Consider the following 24,152-nt stretch of genomic DNA (forward strand, 5'->3'; position numbering starts at 1 on the left):
CCCGGCGCTTCGTCCCCGCGTGGGCAGTGAGCAGATGCCCGCGCGAGCGGACGTGGAGTGTAGGGAGAACGTCGGTGCCGGACGGTCCGTCGAAGTCGCCATTCGTGCCACTACCCACCAAGATCGATCTTGGTGGGATGGACCGTGCGGTCATCGAGTGGTGGCAGGCAAACAACGTGTTCAACCGGAGTCTGGAGCAGACTGCCGACGGTCCGCCGTGGGTGTTCTACGAGGGTCCGCCGACCGCCAACGGCACGCCGGGCACCCACCACATCGAGGCGAGGGTCTTCAAGGACCTGTTCCCCCGGTACCGGACGATGCGGGGCTTCTCGGTGCCACGCCGTGCCGGGTGGGACTGCCACGGCCTGCCCGTTGAGCTCGCGGTGGAAAAGGAACTGGGGCTCAGCGGCAAGCCCGACATCGAGAAGATGGGCGTCGCGGAGTTCAACGCCCTGTGCCGCACCTCGGTGCTGCGGCACGTGGACGAGTTCGTCCAGCTCAGCGAGCGGATGGGTTACTGGATCGACCTGGAGCACCCGTACCAGACCATGTCCCCGGAGTACGTGGACAGCGTCTGGTGGTCACTGAAGCAGATCCACGACGGCGGGCGACTGGTGGAGGACTTCCGGGTCGCTCCGTACTGCACCCGCGACGGCACGACCCTGTCCGACCACGAGGTGGCGCAGGGGTACGAGACCGTCACCGACCCCTCCGTGTACGTGCGGTTTCCGTTGCGCGGGGAAGTGGCCGGTCACAGCGGTGTCGACCTGCTGATCTGGACCACCACCCCGTGGACCCTGGTATCCAACACCGCCGTCGCCGTACACCCCACTGTGACGTACGCCCTGGCCCGCACCGAGCGGGGCACGTTCGTCGTCGCCGAACCGCTGACCCGGCGGGTCCTCGGCGAGGAGGCGGAAATCCTGGCGACCGTACCGGGGTCGGCCCTTGAGGGTCTGCGGTACGAGCGGCCGTTCGACCTGGTGGACATCCCGGACGCGCACCGGGTGGTCCTCGCGGAGTACGTCACGACCGAGGACGGCACCGGCCTGGTGCACCAGGCGCCGGCCTTCGGCGCGGACGACCTCGCGGTCTGCCGCGCGTACGGGTTGCCGCTGGTGAACCCGGTCGCCCCGAACGGGAGGTTCAACGACGGCATCGACCTGGTCGGTGGGGTGTTCTTCAAGGACGCCGACGCGTTGCTCATCGACCGCCTCAAGAGGTCTGGTCGGTTGTTCCGGCACGAGCCGTTCGAGCACCCCTACCCGCACTGCTGGCGGTGCCACACCCCGCTGATGTACTACGCGCAGCCGTCCTGGTACATCCGGACGACCGAGGTCCGCGACGAGCTGACGCGGGAGAACGAGAACACCAACTGGTTCCCGGAGCACATCAAACACGGCCGCTACGGCGACTGGCTGAAGAACAACATCGACTGGGCGGTGTCTCGCTCCCGGTACTGGGGTACCCCGCTGCCGCTCTGGCGATGCCCGGACAACCACATCACCGCTGTTGGTTCCCGTACCGAGCTCGGGGAGCTGGCCGGCGCCGACCTGTCCGAGCTGGATCCGCACCGCCCGTACGTCGACGAGATCACCTTCGCCTGCCCGGACTGCGGCCAGGTCGCCACCCGGGTCCCCGAGGTGATCGACGCCTGGTACGACTCCGGGGCGATGCCGTTCGCGTCGTTGGGCTACCCCCACGTGCCGGGCAGCAGGGAGATCTTCGAGCGAACCTACCCGGCCCAGTACATCTGCGAGGCGATTGATCAGACGCGGGGGTGGTTCTACACGCTGATGGCGGTGGGCACGCTGGTCTTCGACCGGTCCCCGTACGAGAACGTCGTCTGCCTCGGGCACATCCTGGCCGAGGACGGCCGCAAGATGAGCAAGCACCTGGGCAACATCCTGCTGCCGATCCCGTTGATGGACACGCACGGCGCCGACGCGGTGCGCTGGTTCATGGCCTGCTCCGGCTCACCGTGGTCGCCGCGCCGGATCGGGCCCGGCCCACTCGACGAGATCGTCCGCAAGGTGTTGATGACCTACTGGAACACCGCGGCGTTCTTCTCCCTGTACGCGGCGAACTCGACGTGGGCGCCGCACCTGGCGCAGCCGGTCGCCCAGCGACCGGTGTTGGACCGGTGGATCGTCGGCGAGGTCCACGCCCTCGCGGCCGCCGTCGACGAACGGATGCAGAACTACGACACGGCGCGCGCCGGCCGACTGCTCGCCGACTTCATCGACGACCTGTCGAACTGGTACGTACGGCGGTCGCGGCAGCGTTTCTGGGAGGGCGATCCCAACGCCCTCACCACCCTGTACGAGTGCCTCGACATCCTCACCCGGCTACTGGCGCCGTTCATCCCCTTCGTCACGGAGGAGGTGTGGCAGCAGGTCGTCCGGCGCGGTGCCGAGTCGGCCCCCGAGTCGGTGCACCTGGCGACCTGGCCCACAGCCGACACGACAGTGATCAGCACGGAGTTGTCGTCCCAGGTGGCCACGGCGCGGGCATTGGCCGAGGCGGGCCGGTCCGCGCGTAAGGCGAGCGGCCTGCGGATCCGCCAGCCGTTGAGCCGGGCGCTCGTGGGTCTGCCGGCCGGCACCGTCCTCCCGCAGGCGTTGCTGGACGACATCGGCGACGAGTTGAACGTCAAGGTCCTCCAGCCGCTCGATGCCCAGAGCGGGGTCATCGACGTGCAGGTCAAAGCCAACTTCCGGACCCTGGGCCGCCGGTTCGGCAACCGCACCCAGCACGTCGCGAAGGCAATCGCCGGCGTGACCCCCCGGGACCTGGTCGACGGCGTCCGGGCGAACGGGACGTACCCACTGTCGGTCGACGGCGCGCAGGTCGAGGTGGGCCTGGACGACATCCTGATCACGGAGGTGCCGCGCACCGGTTGGGTAGTGGAGTCCCAGCGCGGCGCGACGATCGCGTTGGACACCGAGATCACCCCCGAACTGGCGGCCGAGGGCGTCGCACGGGACGTCGTCCGCATCATCCAGCAGGCCCGCCGCGACGCCGACTTCGAGGTCTCCGACCGGATCACGGTGTCGATCGCCGCCCCCGCGGACGTCGCGGCGGCGATCTCCACGCATCAGAAGCTCATCGCGCACGAGACCCTCGCGCTCCAACTGACGGTCGTGGACACGTTGTCGGAGGGGTTCCCCGGCACCGTGGGCGACGGTCAGGACATCGTCGTGCACGTCGTGCGGGCCTGAGCGGGCGACCGTAACCGGCGCGGGTGCGCGGCGCAGTCGGCCGCGCACCCGCTACCGCCCGGCGGCGAGGTGGGTCAGTTCTTAACCACCGACGGAGCGGTCTCAGCGGAGTGCGGCGGACGCAGCACCGGCACCAGCAGCAGGGTCGGCAGCAGCAACAGCGGCACCGCCAGCAGCGCGCGTAGGGTGCCGACCTCGTCGCCGACCAGCCCCAGCAACGGCGGGCCACCGAGGAACGCGGTGTAGCCGATCACCGCGACCACGCTCACCCGCACCGCCGCGTGCGCCTCGTCGTCGGCCGCCGCGCTCATCCCGACGGGGAAGCCCAGCGACGCACCCAGGCCCCACAGCGCGACGCCGATGACGGCCACCGGCCCGGAGCCCGCCAGCACGGCCAGGCCGGCGCCGACCACGGCAAGGCCGATGGTGCCGCTGAGCACCGGCACCCGACCCCACCGGTCCAACGCGATGGTGCCGACAGTGCGGCCGACGGTCATGCCGACCACGAAGACCGCGAAGACCGCCGCGCCGGCGGCCTCGCTCAAATCCCGTCCATCAATGAACGCCACGGCCAGCCAGTCGTTGGCGGCACCCTCGGTGAACGCCGCCACCAGCACGAACAGGCCGATCAGCAGGGTGCGCGGCTCCCGCCAGGCGGCGAGTTGCGCTCGGCGACGGGCGGCCGGGGTGGCGTCCGCCGGGTCGCCGGTGTGGTCGCTGCCCACGGGCAGGAACGTCCGGGCGGCGAGCGCGGTGCCGGCCAACACGACCACCGCCACCGCGACGAGATGCGCGCCGACCGACACGTCGAACCGGGCCGCCCCGGCGCCGAGCGCCGCTCCGGCCACCGAACCGAGACTCCACCCAGCGTGGAACCGGGGCATGATCGTGCGGCCCAGCCGCCGTTCCACCGCCGCGCCCTCGACGTTCATCGCCACGTCGCAGGCGCCGGAGCCGTAGCCGAGAGCGACCAGTCCCAGGGCGACGATGGCGAACGACCCGGTCATCGTGGCGCCCAACCCCGCCACGGTCAGGCCGACCGCGACCAGGACTGTGGCCATCGTGACGGTGCGGGCGGCACCGAACCGCTGGGCGAGCAGGCCGGAGGTGGGCATGGCGAGCAGCGCGCCGACGCTCATCGCCAGCAACAGCAACCCGAGTCGGCCGGCGGAGAGGTCCAACGCCTCCCGGACGGCCGGGACGCGGGAGAACCAACTGCCGACGGCCAGCCCGTTGAGGGTGAAGGTGACGGCGACGCCGTTGCGGGCGAGCCGCACCGCCCGCAGGGTCGGCGAGGCGTTGTCCGGGGCTACGGGTCGACTGGTGGGGGCGCTCACGAGGGTGGGTCCTCTTTCTCGGGGTGATCTCCTGGCACGATCGCACACCTGAGAGCGCTACCACCACAACCGGGAACCGCCCCTTACCGCTGCTGGTCCGGCCGGGGCATGATGTGAGCAGGCGTTGGTCCGACCGGACGGGCCGCCGCAGGAGGCGACGATGACGACAGCGGCACACCGACCGGCCACTCTCGAGGACGTGGCCCGGGTCGCCGGGGTGTCCCGGTCCACGGCGTCGCGGGTGATCGCCGGCACCGGGTTCGCCTCGCCGGCCGCCCGGAAACAGGTCACGGCAGCCGTCGACCAGCTCGGCTACGTGCCCAATCCGGCTGCCCGGGCGCTGGTCCGCGGCGGCGGCGTACGCCTGGTCGTGGCCGTCCAGGGGACCAGCGCGGCGGTGCTGGACGATCCGTACGTGCACCAGGTGGTCGGCTCGGCCGCCCGGGTGTGCACGCCCGCCGGTGTCGGTGTGGCACTGTACTGGCTGCCGTTCGGCGACCCCCGCAGCCTCGACCAACTCGACGGGGATCGCAGCGTGTGCGGGGTGATCCTGGTCAACACGACCGAGGAACTGCTGGAGGCGGTGCCCCGGTCGCTACGCGGTCGGGTGGTCTCGATCGGCGTCGGCTCGGCGACAGTGCCGTCATTCGACGTCGACAACGCCGCCGGCTCCGAAGAGGTGCTGCGCCATCTGTACGCCTCGGGTCGCCGCCGGATCGCCATGGTGACCGGCCCCCGCTGGCTGCCCTGCGCGCAACGCCCGGTGCGGACGTACCGCCGGCTCATGGCCGAGGCTGGCCTACCGGAGCGGATACTGCCCGGGGACTTCCGGGCGGCCCGCGGCCGTACGGCGGCCGGCGAGGCGCTCAACCGCTGGCCGGACATCGACGCGATCTACGCGATCAGCGACGACACCGCGCTCGGCGTGATCGCGGGCCTGCGGGACGCCGGTGCGCGGGTGCCCGGCGACGTCGCGGTGGCCGGCTTCGACGACATTCCGTTGGCCGGGATGACCGCCCCGGCGCTGACCACGGCGAGTCATCCGGTGGGGCGGATCGCCGTCGCCGCGGCCACCGCCCTGCTGGATGGGCGCCCGGCGGCTCCGGTGACCCTCTTCCCGTCCGCCCTGGTGGCGCGGGCCAGCGCCTGAGTCGACGCTCGATCGAACACGCCGACGGTTAACCCCGTACGGGCCGGGTAACCGCGTTGGACCTTTCGTCCACCGCGAGGAGCGCCGACCCGTGTCCGACTCCGCGCCGTCGCACTGGGACCCGGCGCCGAGCCCCCGGGACGGCCGGTTGACCGCCCGCCGCCACCCGCCGGTGGCGCCGGGCCGCACCGGGCTGGTGCCGATGGCCGGCCCCGATGGTGACCGGCTGGCCCTGGGGTACGCCCCAGAGCCCGCCAGCGACGGTTCGGCCTACCGGTTGGTGCTGCTCCTGCACGGTGCGGGCGGCTCGGCGCGACAGGGGCTGGACCTGCTGTTGCCGGTCGCCGACGCGCAGCACCTGCTGCTGGTCGCCCCGGACTCGTCAGCGGCCAGTTGGGACCTGATCGCCGGCGGCTTCGGGGCGGACGTGGGGCGCATCGACGGGCTGTTGGCGACCGTCTTCGACACCTACCCGGTGGCCGACGTGACGGTCGGCGGCTTCTCCGACGGCGCCTCGTACGCGCTGTCGCTGGGCCTGGCGAACGGGGATCTGGTCGACGCGGTGCTGGCCTTCTCCCCCGGTTTCGCCGCGCCACCGGTCACCCACGGTCGGCCACGGATCTTCATCTCGCACGGCGTCGACGACCGGGTGTTGCCCATCGACGTGTGTAGCCGTCGCCTCGTTCCCCACCTTCACGACCTCGGCTATGACGTGACCTACCAGGAGTTCCCCGGCGGCCACGAGATCCCCGCCCCGATCCGCGATTCCGCCATCGTCTGGCTCACCGCCCATCCCCCACGGGCAGGGAACCACAGTTGAGCGGTGCGGACGTCAAACCGGCGGGAGGCCCAGGGCGTCGTCGACGCGGGCGAGGACGGCGGCGTCGTCCTCCGGGTTGACGCCGCGCAGTAGGTCGATGGCCGTGGCCCGGACCTGACCGATGATCATCACTAGGGGCAGGGTCTGCGTGGGACCGAAGAGCTGCCCGGCGGCGTGTACCGCTGCCAACGCCGACTCGTCGGCCCGGGTGGCGTGTCGGTCGGCGGTCTCCTCCTGCCCGTTCAGGTCGGCGGCGAGGGCGGCACCGGCCTGACGGACCGCCTCGGCCAGTGACCGCAGGGCGGCACCCAGCTCAGGCGGGGCCGCAGTGTGCAGCCGGCTGAGGGTCACGCCCGCACGGGCCAGCACCCGGACGTTACGGACCGCGTAGTCGATCTGGCGGATCGACTCGTCCACCGAACGCAGCCGACCGATCTGCCGACGTCGACGGACGTTGAGCCGCAGCGCCTCACCGGCGGCCAGCACACCGTCGCGCAGTCCGTCCACCCGAGCGTCCATCCCCCGCGCCTGCCGCAGCGCGGCGACCGCCGCCGGCTCGTCGCGGTCGTCCAACGCGTCGGCGATCCCGCCGAGCAGCCCGGCCAACTCGTCGAAGGTCCGCCGCACCTCGGCGACCAGCGGCGCGAGGGGATGCCGGGCGTCGACCAGCAGGCTGGCCGCGAGGGCGACCGCGCCGCCGACCAGCGCGTCGACGAAGCGGAACGGCACCAACGAGCCGTCCGGCGGTGCGACCACCACCAGGTAGAGCGCGGAGACCGCCGCCTGCACCAGCGTCACGCCGGTGGCGCCGAAGGCCACCGCGAGGAGGACTGTGAGCAGGATGACGGTGAACACCGTCCAGGTGCTGCCCGGGCCGAGCGCCTGCACCACCAGGTCCGCGACGAGCACCCCGGCGGCGACCCCGAGGACGACCTCGACGGCCCGGCGGATGCGCTGCCCCCGGGCCTGCCCGAGGACGATCAGCGCGGCGGCTGGCGCGAAGAAGGGCTGCGGGTGCCCGAGCAACCGGGTCGCCAGCAGCCAGGCCACGGTCGCCGCGACGGTCGCTTCCAGCACCGGCCGCCAGCCGTGCCGCAACCGCCCGCCGGCCGTCCGCAGGCCGCTGAACCGCACCATCGCCCAACCTCCCCCACCCACCCACGCCGCCCGGCCCGCCGCCACGGCCCCGGCCCCGACCCCGGCCCCGGCCCCGACCCCGGCCCCGGCCCGGGCCCCGGCCCCAGCTCACCACACCCACCACCAGCTCACGCCGGCACACCGCCAGCTCACCGCAGCACCCTGTCCGCTCCCCCTTTGGAGCTGATGCCGTAGACGAATCAGGCGCGATGTCGCAAACGGTTCAGCTCCAAAGGGCCGGCCCACGACACCAAGCCGGCGGCCCACGGCATCAGGCGCGATGTCGTAAACGATTCAGCTCCACAGGGCCGGCCCACGACACCATGCCGGCGGCCCACGGCATCTCGGGGCGATCGTCTCCCATCACGCGGCGGACCTGATCACCGGGCTGCTCGCGACCCGCCCGGGTGTCAGCGCGCAGACGGGCCCACACCCAGCCAGGCCCGCACACCGTCGGGTCCGCACGCAGCCGGGCCCACACACCGTCATGCCCACACCGTCGGGCCTGACGGCCCACTCGCCGACCGGCGCCGGCCGGGTCAGCTTCCGGTGAGGGCGCGCAGCAGCGCACGGACGGCGGCGCTTAGGTCGGCCCGGCTGGCCGCGGTGCCGGGCGGTGGGGCGCTGAGCGCGCCCGCGCCGGCCAGCCGGTCGAAGAGCAGCCCGTCCACGAACGCCACGAACTGGTCGCCCTGCCGGTCGGGGTCGGTGGCCCCGGCCCGGGTCAGCAGGTCCCGGGCCTGCACCCGCAGGCCGGTGCCGTGTTGCAGGATGCCGCGCAGCTCGGGCCGGTGCACCGCCTCCAGCAGGCAGGCGTAGCGGGCGAGGCTTCGGCTGCGTCCGGTGCTCAGCCAGCGGTCGAGCACCTCGGCGACACCGCCCGCGAGGGCGTCGAGGTCGCCGCTGTCGAGCCGGGGGGCAGGCGTCGGGGGTGGCGGGCCGGTCGGCAGGTCGTACGCGGCCAGGTCGGCCCGGTCCCGTTCGGCGAGCCGTCCGACGACTGCCTCGATCAGCGTCTGTCGGGTCCGCAGGTACGCCGAGGTGGTGCCCGGCGGCATTCCGGCGCGGCCGTCGACCGCCCGGTGGGTCAGGGCTCGCATGCCACCGTCGGCGATCAGTTCGATGGCCGCGTCGGTCAGTGTCGCGATCCGGTTCTCCCGCGCCGTCATGGCACTCCTCCCTTCTGGTGGCCCGGAGGTAGTATCACTCTTCTACAGGTGTAGAAGGAGGATCGACATGGACGACTCACACGCGGTGGTGGTGGGTGCCGGCATCGGCGGGTTGAGCGCGGCGCTCGCCCTGCACCGGCAGGGGTGGCGGGTCACCGTGCTGGAGCGCGCCCCCGAAATGCGCGAGGTCGGCGCCGGCCTGAGTCTGATGGCCAACGCCGTGCGCGCGCTGGACGCCCTCGGCCTCGGCCCGGCCCTGCGCCGGGGTGGACACGGTGAGGCACCCGGTGGGATCCGCGACCGGCACGGGCGATGGTTGTCCCGGGTGGACGCCTCGGAGATGATCCGGCAGCTGGGCACCACGGCGCTCGGCGTGCACCGGGCCACGCTGCACCGCATCCTGCGCGAGGCCCTGCCGGCGTCGTCCCTGCACACAAACGCCGTGGTGGAGCACGTCGAGTCCGGCCCGGACCACGCCGAGGTGCGCTACCAGGGGCCGGACGGCCCCCACACTCTCACCGCCGATCTGGTGGTCGGTGCCGACGGCCTGCGTAGCCGGGTGCGCGCCCAGCTCTGGCCGCACCACCCCGGCCCGGTGTACGCCGGATCGACGACGTGGCGGGCGGCAATCGCCTTTCCCGATCCGATCCCGGCCGCCATCACCTGGGGGCCGGGAGCCGAGTTCGGCATGGTGCCGATCGGCGGCGGTCAGCTCTACTGGTACGGCGCGCTGAACGCCCCGCCCGGCGGCCACGCCCCCGACGAGCTGGCAGCCGTGCGGGAGCGCTTCGGCGACTGGCACGACCCCATCCCGGCGCTTCTCGCGGCAACCCCACCCGACGTCGTGCTGCGCAACGACATCAACTACCTGGCCGAGCCGCTGCCCTCGTACGTCCGGGGCCGGGTGGCGCTGCTCGGCGACGCCGCCCATCCGATGACACCCAACCTCGGGCAGGGCGCCGGGCAGGCCATCGAGGACGCGGTGGTGCTCGGAACGGTCTGCGCCGGCGGCGCCAAGGGAGTGCCGGCCGCCCTGGCCGCGTACGACGAGCAGCGTCGACCACGCAGTCAGTCCATTGCCCGCGCCTCCTACGTCGCCGGCCGGTTCGGACAGCAGCTGCACAACCCGATTGCCCTCACGATGCGGACCATCGCGTTGCGGCTCACCCCGGGCCGGGTCGCCCTGCGCAGCATGGCCCGTTACGCGGACTGGCGACCACCGGCGGGCTGAGCTGGCCCAGCGATCCGGCCGGTGGCCAGGGCGGCGTACTCCGCCGAGGCGAGGAACTCGGTCAACACCTCCACGGTGCCCGGCGTCCACTGACGACCGTCGAGCACCTCGGCGCCGGGGACGAAGAGCATCGCCGCGCCCTCGCCGAGCACCACGTCCTCCTGCCGGGCCCTGGTGCTGCCGAGGAAGTAGTGCTTCTCCCGGGCCAGCTCGGGCAGCGATTGCACGGCGACCGGTTGCAGTGGACCGTCGGCGCGCAGGCCGGTCTCCTCCAACAACTCCCGCTCGGCGGTCTGCTCCGGCGTCTCCCCCGGCTCGCCGTGGCCGCCGGGCAGCCCCCACACGTTCGGGTGGTGCGTCGCGTCGCCGTCGCGCAGTTGCAACAGCAGCTGCCCGTCGGGATCTACCAGCAGGACGCACGCGACAATTCTCATCGGACCAGACTACGGCCGACGAGGAACCATCGTTGCCCCAAAGCTCCAGAATAGTCATTCGGGTCCTCGTGGGGGCCAATCAAAGACGACAGCGCGCCGGTACAATCGGCGACTTCGTTGTGACCGATCGCTGACTGCTGATAGTGAAAGCGATCACACACACTGACCCCATGAACAGGAGAGTCAACCGCGGTAGGGCACTCCGCGTCGCGGTGTGCCTCGTTCTTCTCGCCGCGCTGAGCGGCTGCATGCAGCTCAACATGGGGTTGACCGTCAACGCCGACGACACGGTCGACGGGCAGCTCCTGCTGACGGCCCAGAAGTCCGTGCTGAGCGGTCGTAACAAGAACCTGCCGGTCGCCTTCGCCGAGCTGCGGCAGAACATCCCCGCCCTACCGGCGGGCGAGGAAACCCTTTACCAGGACGACACTTTCTACGGTTCCCAGATCAGTTACCGCAAGGCGCCGCTGGCCGGTTTCGACACCGAGAGCGTGAAACTGGTCAGGGATGGCGATCTCTACCGCTTCACGCTGCCGCTGGATCCGAAGAAATATGGCGGAAAGGTTGCGGAGCAGAATCCGCAAAACCAACAGGCGTTCCTCAAGCTCATGTCGTTCGAGATCTCGGTGACATTTCCCGGACGGGTGATCGACAGCAATGGCACCGTCAACGGCCGTTCGGTCAGTTGGAAGGTCGATCCCAACCAGGAGAAGCCAGCCGAACTGCGGGCGGTGGCCGAGGCGCCACCTCGACCGTCCACCTCGCCGGTTGCCGCCGGCGAGGAGGACGACGGCGGATTCCCCTGGCTGCTGGTCGTCGGCGGTGTCCTCCTCCTGCTGCTGCTCGCCGCGGTGGGCGTACTCCTGGTGCGCCGCCGTCACCCCGCGGCGCCGGTGGCGCCCGGTCCGACCCCGCCGCCGGGCCCGCCCGCCGGCGCCCCGGGGCCTGGCTGATCCATCTGGTGGCCGGCTCAGCCGGCCACGCCCGGCTCCGGCCGCCCCCGGAAACGACGGCGACCGGCCCCGGTGCTCCCCGTGGGGGGCACCGGACCTCACCACCACCACATCCCGGTCGCACCATCGCAGAAGGGGGATCGTCATGAACGATCTCTTCACCTGGGCAGCCCTGGGGACCATCGCCGGCGCGAGCGCCGCCACCCTGCTGGCCACCAACGTCATCGGCGGGCTGATCGGCCCGAGCGGCGACAAACTCCGCAAGTGGATCGCCATCGCCATCGCGCTGCTGCTGTCCTACCTGACAGCGGCGTTCGCCGACGACGCCGGCGCCGAGAAGTGGATCATCGCGTTCTTCAACGCGCTGGTCATCTTCTCCGCCGCGCTCGGCGTCAACCAGTTCCCGCCCGGCAACCGACAGGCGACGCCGACCCAGGTCGCGAGCGGTCGTGAGCCCCGAGTCTTCCGTTCCTGGGTCTGAGGGGTGTCGTCATGGTCTTCGGAATTCTCAGCGCAGCCATCCAGGTCGGCTTCGCCGCCCTGCTCGGCTTCCTCGCCGGTGGCTCGATCGGGCTGCTGATCGGCGCCGTCGTGGGCCTGGTGGTCGGCACGGTCTTCGGCTGGTCGGTGGCCTCCGCCGGGGTGTACGGCTCGGATGCCCGCGGCATCTTCCTCTTCGTCGTCGACCACACCTGGAGTCTGCTCAACACTGTCGTCGGCGCCATCTACCTGACCGTGCACCTGATCTTCGGGCACTCACTGGACCGGCCCACATCACTGAACAGCGGTCGGGTCAGCGTGGTGGAGGGGGTCTCGCCCCGTTACGCCACCACCATCGGCACCGTCTGCGCCGGCTCCAGCTCCGGCATCCAGCGGCACGAGGACGTGCACATCTTCCAGGGTCGCCTGCTCGGGCCGCTCTACATCCCCCTCGTCCTGGCCAACTACGTCCTGTTCACCATCGCGCCGGTGTGGCTGCTCTACCACGACCACACCAACGCGCCGATCAACCGCTTCACCCGGTACTTCGAGATCGGCGTCTACCCGCACGTGTGGAACGAGGCCATCGCGTACCGGATCCAGGGGACGCCGCCGCGATGACCACCCACGGGCGCGGACCGATCGAGACCGCCACCGCCGAGTTGGTCGCCTGGGTGACCAGCGCGGCGGGGCAACCGGTCCCGATCGGCCCGCCCCGCGCGTGCGACGACGCCGACGGACTCACCCTCTGGCCGATGGACCTGCGCCCGGCCCGGCAGACCCGCTCCAGCGGCGCGGTCCGCGAACCGTACCGGTTCACTGTCCGCCACCTGCTCTGCGTCACCGGTCCGGCCGGGTTGCCCCGGCTGGACCGGGTGCTCACCGCCGCGACCAGCGACGGCAACTACCCGGTCGTGCTGGAGGCCGGCGACCCACCACTGTGGACGGCGTTCGGTACGGCGCCCCGCCCGGCGCTGCTGATCGACGTGGCGGCACAGGTGGACCACCCGACTCCGGCCGCGCCGCCGGTGCTGCAACCGCTGCGGTTGCGGCAACTCGACGTGCGCAGCCTCGGTGGGCGGGTGATCGGCCCCCAGGAGCAGCCACTGGCCGCGATGCGGGTCGAGCTGCCCGCCACCGGGGCCGCCACCCACACCGACACCGAGGGCCGGTTCCTGATCGTCGGCGTTCCGCACGACCCCGAGCACCCGAGCCCGGTCCGGCTGCGGCTGACCGGACGCGGGCTCGTCCTCACCGCCGACGTCGACCCGACCGAGGACGACATCGTCATCGTCTGCGCGCCACCGACCCACTGACACCCACAGGCACAGGAGGACCGATGCCCAGTTACTTCTCCCCCGGCATCTACGTCGAGGAGGTCCCCAGCGGCGCCCGACCGATCGGGCCGGCGAGCACCAGCATCGCCGCCTTCGTCGGCGTCGCCCCGGACCGCTCCGCCCACCTGGGCAAGGCGGTGCCGGTCAACAACTGGACGGAGTTCCTGCGGCTCTTCGCCGGTGGGGAGCGGGTGGAGAGCACCCCGCTGGCTCGCGCGGTCTTCGGCTTCCTGGACAACGGGGGCGCGCGCTGCTGGGTGGTCAACGTCGGCGAGGGTGGCGCGATCACCGGCTCCGGGCAGCGGCGCGGTGGTCTGCAACTGCTGGAGGCCGTCGACGAGATCTCCATCATCGCCGCGCCCGGTTTCCACGACGTGGTGTCCCACGAGGCGCTGCTCAGCATGGCCGAGCGCACCCGCACCATGGTCGCGATCTGCGACCCGGCACCGGACATCGACGACATCTCCGCGTTGACCCGGGTGGCCACCCCGTCCTCCGGCAAACCGCCCAAGCCCGCCGAGGGTACGGGAGGCGGCGCGGCCGGCGGTCCCGGCGGCAGCGCGGCCCAGCCGGGCGGCTCCGGCGGCCACGAGGGGGCCGCCTACCGGCCGCGACAGTCCGAGTTCGGCGCGTTCTACTACCCCTGGCTACGGGTACGCGACCCGATCAGCGGCGAACTGGAACTCACCCCGCCGAGCGGGCACCTGGCCGGCATCTGGGCCCGCACCGACGCCCTGCGCGGAGTGCACAAGGCACCGGCCAACGAACCGGTGCGCGGCGCCGTCGACCTGGGCTACCTGGTCACCCGACCGGAACACGACGTGCTCAATCCCAAGGGCGTCAACGTGATCCGCTACTTCGCCGGTGAGGGCATCCGCGTCTGGGGCGCCCGTACGCTCGCCGCCGAAGCCAGCGAGTGGCGCTACCTCAACGTCCGACGCCTCAGCATCGCCATCGAGCAGGCAATCGCCAACGGCACCCGGTGGATGGTGTTCGAGCCCAACGACTTCACCCTCTGGCGTTCGATCCGACGCGACATCGGGGCGTTCCTCACCCGGGTGTGGCGCGACGGCGCGCTGCTGGGGCGCAGCCCGGAGGAGGCGTTCTTCGTCAAGTGCGACGAGGAGACCAACCCGCCGGACGTCCGCGACGCGGGCATGGTGATCGCCCACATCGGCATCGCGGTCGTCAAGCCCGCCGAATTCGTGGTGTTCAAGCTGAGCCAGTGGGCCGGCGGCACCGAGACCGAGACGATCGGAGGCTGACATGCCCACCACCGCCACCCCGCAACCCGGGGCCCCGGTCGACCCGTACCGGGCCTACAACTTCCGACTGCTCATCAACGGCGTCACCAACGGCCACTTCACCGAGATGACCGGGTTGGAGGTGAACATCCCCGGGCAGCCGTACCGGGAGCACGGCCTGGGTCGGATGCGGATGGTGCCCGGTCAGGCCGAGTACGAGCCGGTGACGCTGCACTTCGGCCTCACCGCCTCCCGAGAGTTGTGGGACTGGGTGAACGCCACCGCCCAGGGCACCCTCAACCGGCGCAACGTCTCGGTGGTGCTGCTCGACTCGGTCGGGACGGCCGAGGTGCTGCGCTGGAACCTGATCGACGCCTGGCCCACCCGGTGGCGCGGGGCACACCTCAACACCCTCAGCCACGAGATCGCCATCGCCTCGCTGACCCTGCGCTACGAGGGCCTGGAGCTGGAGACCGGCGGTGCCACCGCGCCGACGCCCGCGTAGCTGGCTGGCCGGCCGGTTGCGCTCGGCGGCCGGGGCGGTGCAGCGCCTCGCCGGGCGGGTCGAGCCCGCTGGCCAGCTTCCACCGTCGACGCAGACGCCCGTGGTGGCCCCACGCCGCTTCGGGGAGCCTCCGCGGCACTGGCTGGACCTGGTCGCCGCCCACGCGCCCGGCCTGCTGCATGACCTGGACCTCGACCCTTCCCCGACCGGCATCGCCGAGGTCGGGGCCCACAGCGACGGGCAGGGCGGATCCACCGGTCGGGTCGACGCCGACGGTGCGGACCCGGCCGCGAATGCCAGGCCCGGCAGGTCCAGCACGTCCGGCAGGTCCGACGGGTCCGGCAGGTCCAGCAGATCCGGCAGGCTCGGCAACGAGGGGGACGCGGGTGGTTCCGGTGCGAGCGGGACGCCGTCGTCCGGCTCGGACCTGACAACCCCGCCGGCCGAATCCACCCGGCCGGACGCGTCGCGCCCGCCGGCCGGATCCACCTGGCCGGTGAGACCGAGCGCGGAGGTGCCTCCGGAACGGCGGACGACCCGGCTCGACACCACGAACCCGGACACCACGAACCCCGACACCACAGCCCTCGACCCCACGGCCGCCGACGCGACCGAGCTGCCCCGGGCGGATGGACCCCGACAGCCGATCCCCTCCATGGTCTTCGGGCAGCACAGTTCGCCGAGCGGCCGCCCGCACCGGGCGAAGGCCGGAGCCACCCGAAGCACCTCACACCCGCCCCTGGACGCTCTGTGGTCCGGCGAGGTCGACCACTGGCGTTCCGCCGACTCGTCTCCCGTACGACCCACCGCCGACCGGCTCTCCGGTGGTCGCGACGGGTTCCGGGGCGACGGGGACGGTCAGCCCTCCCCCAGGGAGGACCCGAGCGGTCACCTGCGTGGCGATGCACCCAGCGCGGCCCGGTCGCCGGGAGTGGACGCGGTGGTCGCGCACCGCCCCGTGAGCAGGTCGAACCGGGACGGGATCGACCCGGCCTGGACCGGCTACACGGCGACGAGCGCCGGGAACCCGTCGACCTCTGCACACGGCGACCTGGATCGCCTCGCTGACGGTGGACCCTGGCTGGCCCTGCCCGGCGAACCGGCGCGACCCCGGCCACCGGCCCCGCCGCGCGACGCCGGTACGGGAACGGCCAGCGGCGGACGAGCGCCCGGCATCGACGGGCCGCCGCCCAGCGCGGTGGCGCGGAGCGTCGACCCGTGGCCGGCTCTGCCCGACGACACCGCGCTGTGGTCTGTCGCCGGCACGGCGGTGGACACCGCCCAGCTGACCCGACTGGACCGGGAACAGGCGGCTGACTGATGGAACGCGTCGCCTTCCTCATCGACTCCTCAGGCGTTCGGGTGGACTGCCTGCTCAACCCGGAGACCGTGCAGGTGACCCGGCTCGCCGGCGTACGCCAACGGGGTGCCGGCGGCGGGCAGCTCACCGGGGCCGGTCTGGCCGACGACCCGCTGGTCTTCACCGGCGGTGGCCGTACCGAGCTGGTGCTGGACCTGCTCTTCGACGTCGACTTCGTGGAGGCGCAACTGCGTCCGGCCGACGTCCGGGTGCTCACCCGTCCGCTGTGGATGCTGGCGGAGAACTCCACGGCCGAGCATGGTTGGCTGCGACCGCCGTTGGTCCGGTTGGTCTGGGGCAAGACCTGGAACGTGCCGGGTGTGATCATCGCGGTGGCGGAACGGTTCGACGCGTTCACCGGCACCGGGTCGCCACGCCGGTCCTGGCTGCGGCTGAAGCTGGTCCGCGCCGCCGAGACGGCCGATCAGGCCGAGGCCGGCTTCGCCGAGGAGTTGGCCGCCGCGAGCACCCCGACCGCCACGCCGGGCAGCGCGGTGATCGCCGCCGGTGACGGCGCGGCCGAGCCGGGTCGCTCCGGTGTGCGTTTCGACCTGCTGGCCAACGACGCGCTGGGCTCGCCGCTGCGCTGGCGGCTACTGGCCGACCACAACCGGATCACCGATCCGTTGGCCGTGCCGGCCGGCACCACCCTCGCCGTCCCACCACCCGGCGCGCCGAGCGGTGGATCGGTGGTGGGTGCGGTGACCGGCGCCGCGCGGGCGCTGGCCGGCGCGGCGGGTGCCGGCGCGTCGTTCGTCGGGGCCTCGATCGCCACCGCGCCCGCCGCCTGGGGCCCGTCGGGCCCCACGGCCACCAGCACCAACCCGGGGGGTACGCCATGACCAGCGTCGCGCCCCGGGCGTTGATCGTCCTGCTGGACGGCGCCGAGCTGGTCGGCGCGGCTCGTCAGCGGGTCCGCTCAGTGCGGGTCGCGGCCCGGCTCGACCAGCCCACCCAGGCCGAGCTGGTGCTCGCCACCACCGCCGGGACCGGCGCGTTCGACCCGGTGGTACGCCCCGGCACGGCGCTCGACGTACGGCTCGCCGACCACGCGGACGCCCTGTTCACCGGTGAGGTCACCTGCGTCGAGGTGGAGTACGCCGCCGACGGGGCGGCGGTGCTGCGGCTGCGGGCGTACGACCCGCTGCACCGGCTGCGTAAGCGGCAGGGGTTGCGGGTCTTCACCTCGGTGACCGCCGTCGAGCTGGCCCGGGAGCTGTGCGGCGCGGTGGGGCTGACGGTCGACGCCGAGGTCGACGGCCCTCGGTTGGAGCGGCTGCTTCAGCACCGGCACAGTGATCTGGAGCTGCTGCGCGAGGTGACCGGCCGGGCCGGGCTGCACCTGGCCGCCGACGGGGACACGGTCCGGCTGGTCACCCTCGCCGGCTACGGGGAGCCGGTCGCGTTGGCGCTCGGCGCGGGGGTGCACACGGTGCGCCTGTCCATGAACACCGACCAGGCCAGCGGTGCCAGCGCGGCCCTGGGCTGGCATCCGCAGCGGGCCGAGGTGATCAGCCAGCAGGTCGACGCGGCCCGCTGCGGGCGGCCCGCCGACGACCGCCCGGATCCGGCGGACGTGGGTGCCGACGGCGTTCGCACCGCCGTGAACCAGCCCGGCCGCAGCGACGACGAGTTGGCGGCGCTGGCCCAGGCCCGGCTGGACACCCGGGCGGCGGCGCTGGCCACGGCCGAGGGGGTGGCCGAGGGCGATCCGGCGTTACGGCCGGGCCGTCGCGTCGACCTCGGCGGGGTGCCCGACCCGGTCGCCGGGACGTACGTGCTGACCGAGGTGGTGCACACGGTGGACGGCAACGGGCACCTGACCCGTTTCTCCACGGTGCCGCCGGCCACCCCGACAACCCCGACCGGCGGCGCGGTGGTCACCCTCGGCAGCGTCACCGACGTCGCCGACCCGGACGGGCTGGGACGGGTCCGGTTGACCCTGCCGGCGTACGGGGACCTCGACGCCGGCTGGCTCGCCGTGCTCTGCCCCGGCGCCGGGCCGGGCAAGGGTCTGGTGGCGCTGCCCGATCCGGGCGACACCGTGCTGGTGGTGCTGCCGGGCGGCGAGCCGGCCTCGGGCATCGTGCTCGGTTCGCTGTTCGGCGCCGTCGAGCCGTACGACGCGGGCATCGACGACGGAAAGGCCCGCCGCTGGACGATGCGCACCGCCGGCGGGCAGTCGATCGTCGTCGACGACGTGCGGCGCAGCCTGCGGCTGGGCACCCAGGGAGGCAGCTTCCTGGAGCTGACCCCCGACCTGGCCACCCTGCACGCGGCGTCCGACCTGGTGATCTCCGCACCCGGCCGGGCCATGGTGGTGCGCGCCCGCAGCGTGGACTTCCTGCACGCCGAATCGACCGAGGACCCGACCACCGCGGCGGAGCAGGCCCGTTCGCTCGCCCGCGCCCACCATGAAGGAGGCGGCTGATGCGCTGGATCCACAGTGACTCCGTGATCACCTGCGATCACGACGGCCGGGTCGAGAACCGACCCTCGCGGCACTGGGTGACCGTCACCGGTGTGCCCGTGCTTGTCGACGACGACCCGGAGGGACGCAAGATAGTCGCCTGCCCGAACTACGGCCCGACCATCAAGCCGTGCACGACGACGCTGACCGTCCGCGTCGGCTACAGCGACTGGGTCCGCGTCGACGGGCACCGGGTGGTGCTGTCGCACCTGGAGGGGTTCACCAACGGCACACCGCCAGGGTTGGTCAAGCACACGGTGCGCGACCCCCGCCAGCAGTTCCTGGGGGCGGACCGATGAGGGCCTTCCGCTTCGTCGGCGCCGGCTTCGACGCCGGTCGCGCCGGCGGGTTGGCGCTCACCGCGGCCGGCGGCCTGGCGATGACCGAGGGCGACGAGAGCGTCCGGCAGGCGCTGTTCCTGCTCCTGTCGACCACGCCGGGCGAGCGGCTGATGCGACCCGGGTACGGCGCCCGGCTGCACCGGTTGATCTTCGCGCCCAACGACGACACCACTGCTGGTCTGGCCATCCACTACGTCCGGCAGGCCATCGCCCGCTGGGAGCCCCGGGTCGAGGTGATCGACGTGGACGCCGGGCCGGACTCCGACGACGCGTGGCGGTTGGTGATCCGGTTGGACTACCGGGTGCGGGCCAGCCTGACACCCGGGCAACTGGTCTTCTCAGTGGATCTACTCCCGGTCGACGAGCCCGCCCAGGGAGGAGCGTCATGACGCTGCCCGTGCCGCACCTGGACGATCGCGGCTTCCTCGACCTGGTCACCGAGGCCCGGGAACGGATCCGGCAATCCTGCCCAGCGTGGACCGACCTGTCGGCGCACGACCCCGGCATGGCGCTGGTGGAGACGTTCGCGCACCTCACCGAGGTGATGATCTACCGGTTGAACCAGTTGCCGGAGAAGGCGTACGTCTCGTTCCTGAACCTGCTCGGGGTCACCCGGCACGCGCCGACGGCGGCCTGGGCGGACGTCCGGTTCACCCGTACCGGCACCGACCGCGGCGCGGTCCGGATCCCGGCCGGGCTGCGGGTCGCCGCGGCCCGGGGCGCGGATCCCCGGCCGGTCGTTTTCGTCACCACCGAGCCGACGTCGCTGCCCGCCGACGAGACGTCGGTGACGGTACGGATGCACCACTGCGAACCGGTCGAGGCGGAGCTGCTCGGGGTGGGCACCGGCCAGCCGGGGCAGGTGCTGCGCGCGGCGCACGCGCCTCTGACACACACCGCCGAGGCGCTGGACCTGCTGCTCGGGGTGGAGGTGCCGGCCGGCACCGTCGAGCTCGGCGCGGCGGCCCGCGAGCACGACGGTCGCACGTTCGAGATCTGGCAGCCGGTGGACAGCTTCGCCGGGCTCGGCCCGCAGGCCAAGGCGTACCTGGTCGACCGGTGCTCCGGCACTGTCATCTTCGCCCCGGCCCTCGACCTGCGACCCCCCGCCGGGGCGACCCCGCCCGGCGAGGTCACCGCCGACGCGACCGCACCGACGAGCACCGTGCCGCCGGTGACCGTCGCGGCGGTGCCGCCGGCCGGACGGCAGATCCGGCTCTGGTACCGCGCCGGTGGCGGGCCCACCGGCAACGTGGCGGCGGGCACGCTGACCAGCCTGCGTGACCCACTACCGGGGGTACGCGTGGACAACCCCGCCCCGGCGGCCGGCGGTCGGGACATGGAGGCGCTCGAGTCGGTGCTGCTGCGCGGCCCGTACGAGTTCTTCGCCCAGCAGCGGGCGGTCACCGCCCGCGACTTCGAGGTCCTCGCGACCAGCTCCGGCGCGGTTGCTCGGGCGCGGGCGTTCACCCGCGCGGCGGTGTACAGCTTCGCCCGGCCGGGCGAGGTCGAGGTGGTGCTGGTGCCGTACGTGCCCGAGGCGGCCCGACCGGGCGGTCGGCTGCCGGTGGCGGTGCTGCGCGAGCACGAGGTGCCCGAGGCCCGGCACCGGGTCGAGGCGGACCTGGAGGAACGCCGGATGCTCGGCATCCGCTCCCGGGCCACCTGGGCGCGGTTCAAGGCGGTGTCCGTGCGGGCCCGGGTGGTGGTCCGCCGCGAGGAGGACGTGGACGCGGTCCGTCGCCGCATCCACGACCGGCTGCACCAGACGTTGAGTCCGCTGCCCACCGCGCTCAACCCGACCGGCTGGCCGTTCGGCGAGCCGCTGCGGGCGTCCAACGTGTACCGGCTGCTGGAGCACGCCGAGCCGGGGGTGCGCTACGTCGAGTCGGTGCGGTTCGTGGTCGACGAGGCCCCCGACGCCGGCGTCCGCGCCCTCGCCGTGGACCAGTACCAGCCGCGCACCTGGTACGCCGGGCGCGGCCCGGTGCTGTTCCGCTCCAGCAACGGCGGCGCGGGTTGGGAACCTGCCGGTCGCTTCGACGACGAGACGGTGCTGCGGGTGGCGCCCGCGCCCGCGCCGGTGCGGCCGGGCATCGTCGCGCGTCCCGGCTCGGTGGCAGTGGTGACGCTGCGCGCCTCGGGCGGCTCGCGGGTGCACCTGAGCACCGACCTGGGCGAGACGTGGTCGCTGCTCACCGACCTGGACTCGCGGATCTCCGACGTGGCCTGGCTGGACCGCGACGGCGCGGGCGCGCTGCTGGCCGCCACCGACACCGGCCTGTACGAGGTGTCGCTGCTGCCCGGGGCGGTGCCGTTGCAGATCCTGGTCGACCCGTCCGACGCCGACCGGGGCTTCTACGCGGTCCGCACGTTCGTCTCCGAGCGGGGCGCGCCGGGGGTGGCGGTGGCCGCGCAGGCCAGCTTCGGGGTGTACCTGTCGACCAGCGGCGGCCGACCCGGCAGCTTCACCCACGTCGGTCTGGCCAACGTGGACAACCGGGTCCTCGCCGTGCAGTACGACGGCCCGGCCACCCTGCTGTGGAGCGGCGCCGGCGAGCCGGATCCGAAGAAACCCGGCCAGGGCTGTCATCGCACCCGGCTGTTCGAGTCCGACGTGAAGTGGCAGTCGATGCAGGCGGGGTGGAGCGGCGGCACCTGCCGGGACCTCGCGTTCGCCGGTCAGCAGGCGGTGGCGGCCACGCAGAGCGGCGGGGTGCTGCGGCTGGACACCCTGGCCGCTCAGCCGCAGTGGCAGGCGGTGTCGGTCAACTGCGGGTTGCCGTTGCGGGACCGCACCCGGTTCGTGCCGGTCGACGCCATCGCGGTGAGCGGCCCGACGGCCGGGAGCGCCGCGCCCGGCACCGGCGCGGCGGAGCGGCTGATCCTGGCCAGCGGCGAACGCGGCGTGCACCGCAGCGCCGACGCCGTCACCTGGACGCCCAGCGCCAACCAGGCCACCGCCGACGTGGTGACAGTCCCCGATACCTGGCTGCTCTGCTCCGGCGAGCACGACATCGAGGTGGTGCGCCAGGATGCGACGTTCGGCGATTGAACGGCTGCTGCCCGCCGCCTATCAGCGGGCCTGCGTGCCGGGCAGCGTGCTCTGGGCGCTGCTGGACGTGATGGAGGGGCTGCACGCCCCGGACGAGGCGATCCTCGCCGAGGTGGACGCGCTGTTCGACCCGTACCGGGCGCCGGACGGGCTGGTCGTGCGGTTGACCCGCTGGGTGGCGATGGACCACGTGGTGGCCTCGCCCCGACCGGACACCCCGCTGCCGCTGCCGGTGGGTCGGCTGCGCGACCTGGTGGCCAACGCCGCCCTGCTGGCCCGATGGCGCGGCACCCCGTACGGGATGTGCCGGGCCCTGGAGCTGGCCACCGGGATGTCGGGCTTCGGCATCGACGAACCTGCCGACCAGCCGTTCCACGTCGTGGTGCGGGTGCCGGTCGCCGCCGCCGGTCAGCTCGCCGTGATCACCCGCATCGTCGAGGCGGAGAAACCCGCCTCGGCCACTGTCGAGATCGTCCTGGAAGAGGAGTCGTCATGACCACCGAGTGGGCGGTCGTCGCCGCCGCCGAGCAGTTCACAGTCGACCCGCGCAACAGCGGCGAGCTGACGTTCACCGTCTCCAACCCGGGCAACGCGCCGGACACCGTGGTGTTCGACGTGGCGCCCGGTGACGGCTCACAGCGGGCGTGGTTCACCGTCACCGAACCCCAACGGGTGGTACCCGGCCAGGGCTCGGTGTCGTTCCTGGTCAAGCTCGCCGTGCCGGCCGGCACCCCGCCTCGGCGCTACGACATGACCGGGTTCGCGTACTCGGCGAACACCGCGCCGGAGGAGAGTTCCCGCTCCAGCGGCCGGGTCACGTACGAGGTGCGGGCGGTCGCTCCGCCACGGCGTACCCCGTGGTTGTGGATCGCCGCCGCGGCGGCGTTGGTGCTGGTGGTGGTCGCCGTGGGGGTGGTGTTGCTGACCCGCGACGGCGAGCCGGCCCCCGGCGAGCCGCGGGTGGTCACCGTCGAGGCGGAGAGCCTGGTGCCAGGGGCGGTGGTGGACTCCCCGGCGAAGAACGGGGCGAAGGTGGAGGCGCAACCCAACTGCTGCGGAGTGACCTGGTCCGGCGACAGGCAGCTGTTCTTCCAAGGGCTTGCCATCGGCGACAAGGTCACCGTGACGGTGCAGATCCCGGCCGACGGCACCTGGCGTTTCGCAGCGGTACGCACCACCTCCCTCGACTACGCCAACACCGTCTTCGCCATCGACGGCAACCAGGTCGGCGGCACGTTCCTCGGTTTCACGCCGACAGTGCGCAAGACGGAGTTCCTGGACGTCGGCACGGTCCAGCTCGCCAAGGGCCCCCACCAGGTCACGCTTCTGGTGGTTGGTAAGACGCAGGGCACCAACCGCTACTTCGCGGGCATCGACGAGATCCGGTTCACCGAGATCGTGGCGAAGGCCGTGGCGCGATGAGTGGTCGGCAGAAGGCGCTGCTGGGGCTGTTCGCCGTCCTGCTGGTGGCGCTGTTCGTGGTCGCGGTCAGCACGGGTCGCAACCAGCCGGGTGATCCGGAGGCCCGGCACGGGTTGGTCGAGCGGTTGGGCGCCCTGGGCGGCGAGCGTTCCGCCGTGGATCCGGCGACGGTCAGCGCCGACTGCGCCGACGACGCAGGGCGGCTGACGTTCTCCGGCAGCTGCGTGGTGCGGATCGCGGACCCCGGCGGGCTGCACACCCTGATGCTGCGCAGCGCGGCGCGGTTCACAGTTGTCGCCCGGGCGCCCGGCGACGCCGACCTCACCATCCGCGACGAGGTCGAGCCGGCGGCGGACGGCACCGGCGCGGTGGCGAAGATCGCCGTCGACCAGGCCACCGAGGTGGGCCTGGTCTGCCCCGGCCTGGGCGGCTGCACTGTCGTCGTGGCCACGTCCTGACCCGACCCGGGCTGAGAGGAAGGTGCCG

23 protein-coding genes are annotated in these 24,152 nt (G+C 72.8%); 19 read left to right on the forward strand and 4 right to left on the reverse strand.

Translation table 11 applies throughout. From position 1 onward, the window contains the following. Positions 1 to 104: 104 nt before the first annotated feature. Complete coding sequence (gene ileS, locus OHB44_RS18200) at positions 105 to 3,221, forward strand: isoleucine--tRNA ligase (RefSeq protein ID WP_442932614.1); 3,117 nt, start codon at positions 105 to 107, stop codon at positions 3,219 to 3,221. A gap of 74 nt (positions 3,222 to 3,295) precedes the next feature. Here the strand turns inward: ileS and OHB44_RS18205 are convergent, their stop codons facing one another. Then, positions 3,296 to 4,558, reverse strand: coding sequence for an MFS transporter (locus OHB44_RS18205; protein WP_238686159.1), 1,263 nt, complete (start codon positions 4,556 to 4,558; stop codon positions 3,296 to 3,298). 160 nt (positions 4,559 to 4,718) lie between these two features. On the opposite strand from OHB44_RS18205, the gene OHB44_RS18210 reads away from it, so the two are divergent. Both OHB44_RS18210 and OHB44_RS18215 read left to right on the forward strand, forming a co-directional pair. Continuing rightward, positions 4,719 to 5,708 (forward strand): LacI family DNA-binding transcriptional regulator, encoded by a 990-nt coding sequence (locus OHB44_RS18210; protein ID WP_330437656.1) that lies wholly within the window; start codon positions 4,719 to 4,721, stop codon positions 5,706 to 5,708. Between the two features lie 91 nt (positions 5,709 to 5,799). Continuing rightward, positions 5,800 to 6,528: an alpha/beta hydrolase gene (locus OHB44_RS18215; protein ID WP_330437657.1), complete on the forward strand. Its 729-nt coding sequence runs from the start codon at positions 5,800 to 5,802 to the stop codon at positions 6,526 to 6,528. Between the two features lie 12 nt (positions 6,529 to 6,540). Here OHB44_RS18215 and OHB44_RS18220 read toward each other — a convergent pair whose 3' ends face one another. Beyond that, positions 6,541 to 7,665, reverse strand: a complete 1,125-nt coding sequence (locus OHB44_RS18220) for an FUSC family protein (RefSeq protein WP_330437658.1) — start codon at positions 7,663 to 7,665, stop codon at positions 6,541 to 6,543. 539 nt (positions 7,666 to 8,204) lie between these two features. Then, the gene (locus OHB44_RS18225) at positions 8,205 to 8,834 is read right to left on the reverse strand and encodes a TetR/AcrR family transcriptional regulator (RefSeq protein WP_330437659.1); all 630 of its coding nucleotides are present in this window, start codon (positions 8,832 to 8,834) and stop codon (positions 8,205 to 8,207) included. Positions 8,835 to 8,901: 67 nt separating this feature from the next. Here OHB44_RS18225 and OHB44_RS18230 point away from each other — a divergent pair, with 67 nt between their 5' ends. Further along, positions 8,902 to 10,065, forward strand: a complete 1,164-nt coding sequence (locus OHB44_RS18230; RefSeq protein ID WP_330437660.1) for an FAD-dependent oxidoreductase — start codon at positions 8,902 to 8,904, stop codon at positions 10,063 to 10,065. Here the strand turns inward: OHB44_RS18230 and OHB44_RS18235 are convergent. Further along, complete coding sequence (locus tag OHB44_RS18235; RefSeq protein ID WP_266302396.1) at positions 10,035 to 10,499, reverse strand: NUDIX domain-containing protein; 465 nt, start codon at positions 10,497 to 10,499, stop codon at positions 10,035 to 10,037. The genes OHB44_RS18230 and OHB44_RS18235 overlap by 31 nt on opposite strands. 260 nt (positions 10,500 to 10,759) lie before the next feature. Between OHB44_RS18235 and OHB44_RS18240 the strand changes: the two genes are divergently transcribed. The 15 genes from OHB44_RS18240 to OHB44_RS18310 all read left to right on the forward strand — a co-directional run bounded on the left by OHB44_RS18240 (position 10,760) and on the right by OHB44_RS18310 (position 24,124). Continuing rightward, complete coding sequence (locus OHB44_RS18240) at positions 10,760 to 11,452, forward strand: LppM family (lipo)protein (protein WP_330441249.1); 693 nt, start codon at positions 10,760 to 10,762, stop codon at positions 11,450 to 11,452. A 145-nt stretch (positions 11,453 to 11,597) separates the two neighbouring features. Further along, positions 11,598 to 11,933, forward strand: a complete 336-nt coding sequence (locus OHB44_RS18245; RefSeq protein WP_210787143.1) for a hypothetical protein — start codon at positions 11,598 to 11,600, stop codon at positions 11,931 to 11,933. Between the two features lie 11 nt (positions 11,934 to 11,944). After that, positions 11,945 to 12,553: a glycine zipper family protein gene (locus OHB44_RS18250; RefSeq protein WP_266302394.1), complete on the forward strand. Its 609-nt coding sequence runs from the start codon at positions 11,945 to 11,947 to the stop codon at positions 12,551 to 12,553. Continuing rightward, a complete protein-coding gene (locus tag OHB44_RS18255) occupies positions 12,550 to 13,248 on the forward strand; it encodes a carboxypeptidase regulatory-like domain-containing protein (protein ID WP_330437661.1) in 699 nt (232 codons plus the stop codon). Before OHB44_RS18250 ends, OHB44_RS18255 begins: the two co-directional genes overlap by 4 nt. Before the next feature lie 23 nt (positions 13,249 to 13,271). Then, a complete protein-coding gene (locus tag OHB44_RS18260) occupies positions 13,272 to 14,534 on the forward strand; it encodes a phage tail sheath family protein (RefSeq protein WP_238686149.1) in 1,263 nt (420 codons plus the stop codon). A 1-nt stretch (position 14,535) separates the two neighbouring features. Beyond that, on the forward strand, positions 14,536 to 15,018 hold the full coding sequence (locus OHB44_RS18265) for a phage tail protein (protein WP_030327509.1): 483 nt from the start codon (positions 14,536 to 14,538) through the stop codon (positions 15,016 to 15,018). Continuing rightward, complete coding sequence (locus tag OHB44_RS18270; RefSeq protein ID WP_330437662.1) at positions 14,993 to 16,339, forward strand: hypothetical protein; 1,347 nt, start codon at positions 14,993 to 14,995, stop codon at positions 16,337 to 16,339. The genes OHB44_RS18265 and OHB44_RS18270 overlap by 26 nt, the downstream gene beginning before the upstream one ends. Continuing rightward, a complete protein-coding gene (locus tag OHB44_RS18275; RefSeq protein WP_330437663.1) occupies positions 16,339 to 17,220 on the forward strand; it encodes a CIS tube protein in 882 nt (293 codons plus the stop codon). The genes OHB44_RS18270 and OHB44_RS18275 overlap by 1 nt, the downstream gene beginning before the upstream one ends. Further along, complete coding sequence (locus OHB44_RS18280; protein ID WP_330437664.1) at positions 17,217 to 18,809, forward strand: phage baseplate assembly protein V; 1,593 nt, start codon at positions 17,217 to 17,219, stop codon at positions 18,807 to 18,809. Before OHB44_RS18275 ends, OHB44_RS18280 begins: the two co-directional genes overlap by 4 nt. After that, positions 18,809 to 19,147 carry a hypothetical protein gene (locus OHB44_RS18285; RefSeq protein ID WP_238686145.1) on the forward strand — a complete coding sequence of 113 codons (339 nt, stop codon included), beginning with the start codon at positions 18,809 to 18,811 and terminating at the stop codon, positions 19,145 to 19,147. The genes OHB44_RS18280 and OHB44_RS18285 overlap by 1 nt, the downstream gene beginning before the upstream one ends. After that, positions 19,144 to 19,578: a GPW/gp25 family protein gene (locus OHB44_RS18290; protein ID WP_330437665.1), complete on the forward strand. Its 435-nt coding sequence runs from the start codon at positions 19,144 to 19,146 to the stop codon at positions 19,576 to 19,578. Before OHB44_RS18285 ends, OHB44_RS18290 begins: the two co-directional genes overlap by 4 nt. Beyond that, positions 19,575 to 22,244, forward strand: a complete 2,670-nt coding sequence (locus OHB44_RS18295; protein ID WP_238686143.1) for a putative baseplate assembly protein — start codon at positions 19,575 to 19,577, stop codon at positions 22,242 to 22,244. The genes OHB44_RS18290 and OHB44_RS18295 overlap by 4 nt, the downstream gene beginning before the upstream one ends. Then, entirely contained in the window at positions 22,225 to 22,740 is a 516-nt protein-coding gene (locus tag OHB44_RS18300; RefSeq protein WP_238686142.1) for a phage tail protein, read from the forward strand. Before OHB44_RS18295 ends, OHB44_RS18300 begins: the two co-directional genes overlap by 20 nt. Continuing rightward, positions 22,737 to 23,666 (forward strand): hypothetical protein, encoded by a 930-nt coding sequence (locus OHB44_RS18305; RefSeq protein WP_330437666.1) that lies wholly within the window; start codon positions 22,737 to 22,739, stop codon positions 23,664 to 23,666. Before OHB44_RS18300 ends, OHB44_RS18305 begins: the two co-directional genes overlap by 4 nt. After that, positions 23,663 to 24,124, forward strand: coding sequence for a hypothetical protein (locus OHB44_RS18310; RefSeq protein ID WP_238686140.1), 462 nt, complete (start codon positions 23,663 to 23,665; stop codon positions 24,122 to 24,124). The genes OHB44_RS18305 and OHB44_RS18310 overlap by 4 nt, the downstream gene beginning before the upstream one ends. The last annotated feature ends 28 nt before the right edge of the window (positions 24,125 to 24,152 follow it).

The sequence above is a fragment of the Micromonospora sp. NBC_00821 genome (genome assembly GCF_036347035.1).
Lineage (GTDB): Bacteria > Actinomycetota > Actinomycetes > Mycobacteriales > Micromonosporaceae > Micromonospora > Micromonospora hortensis.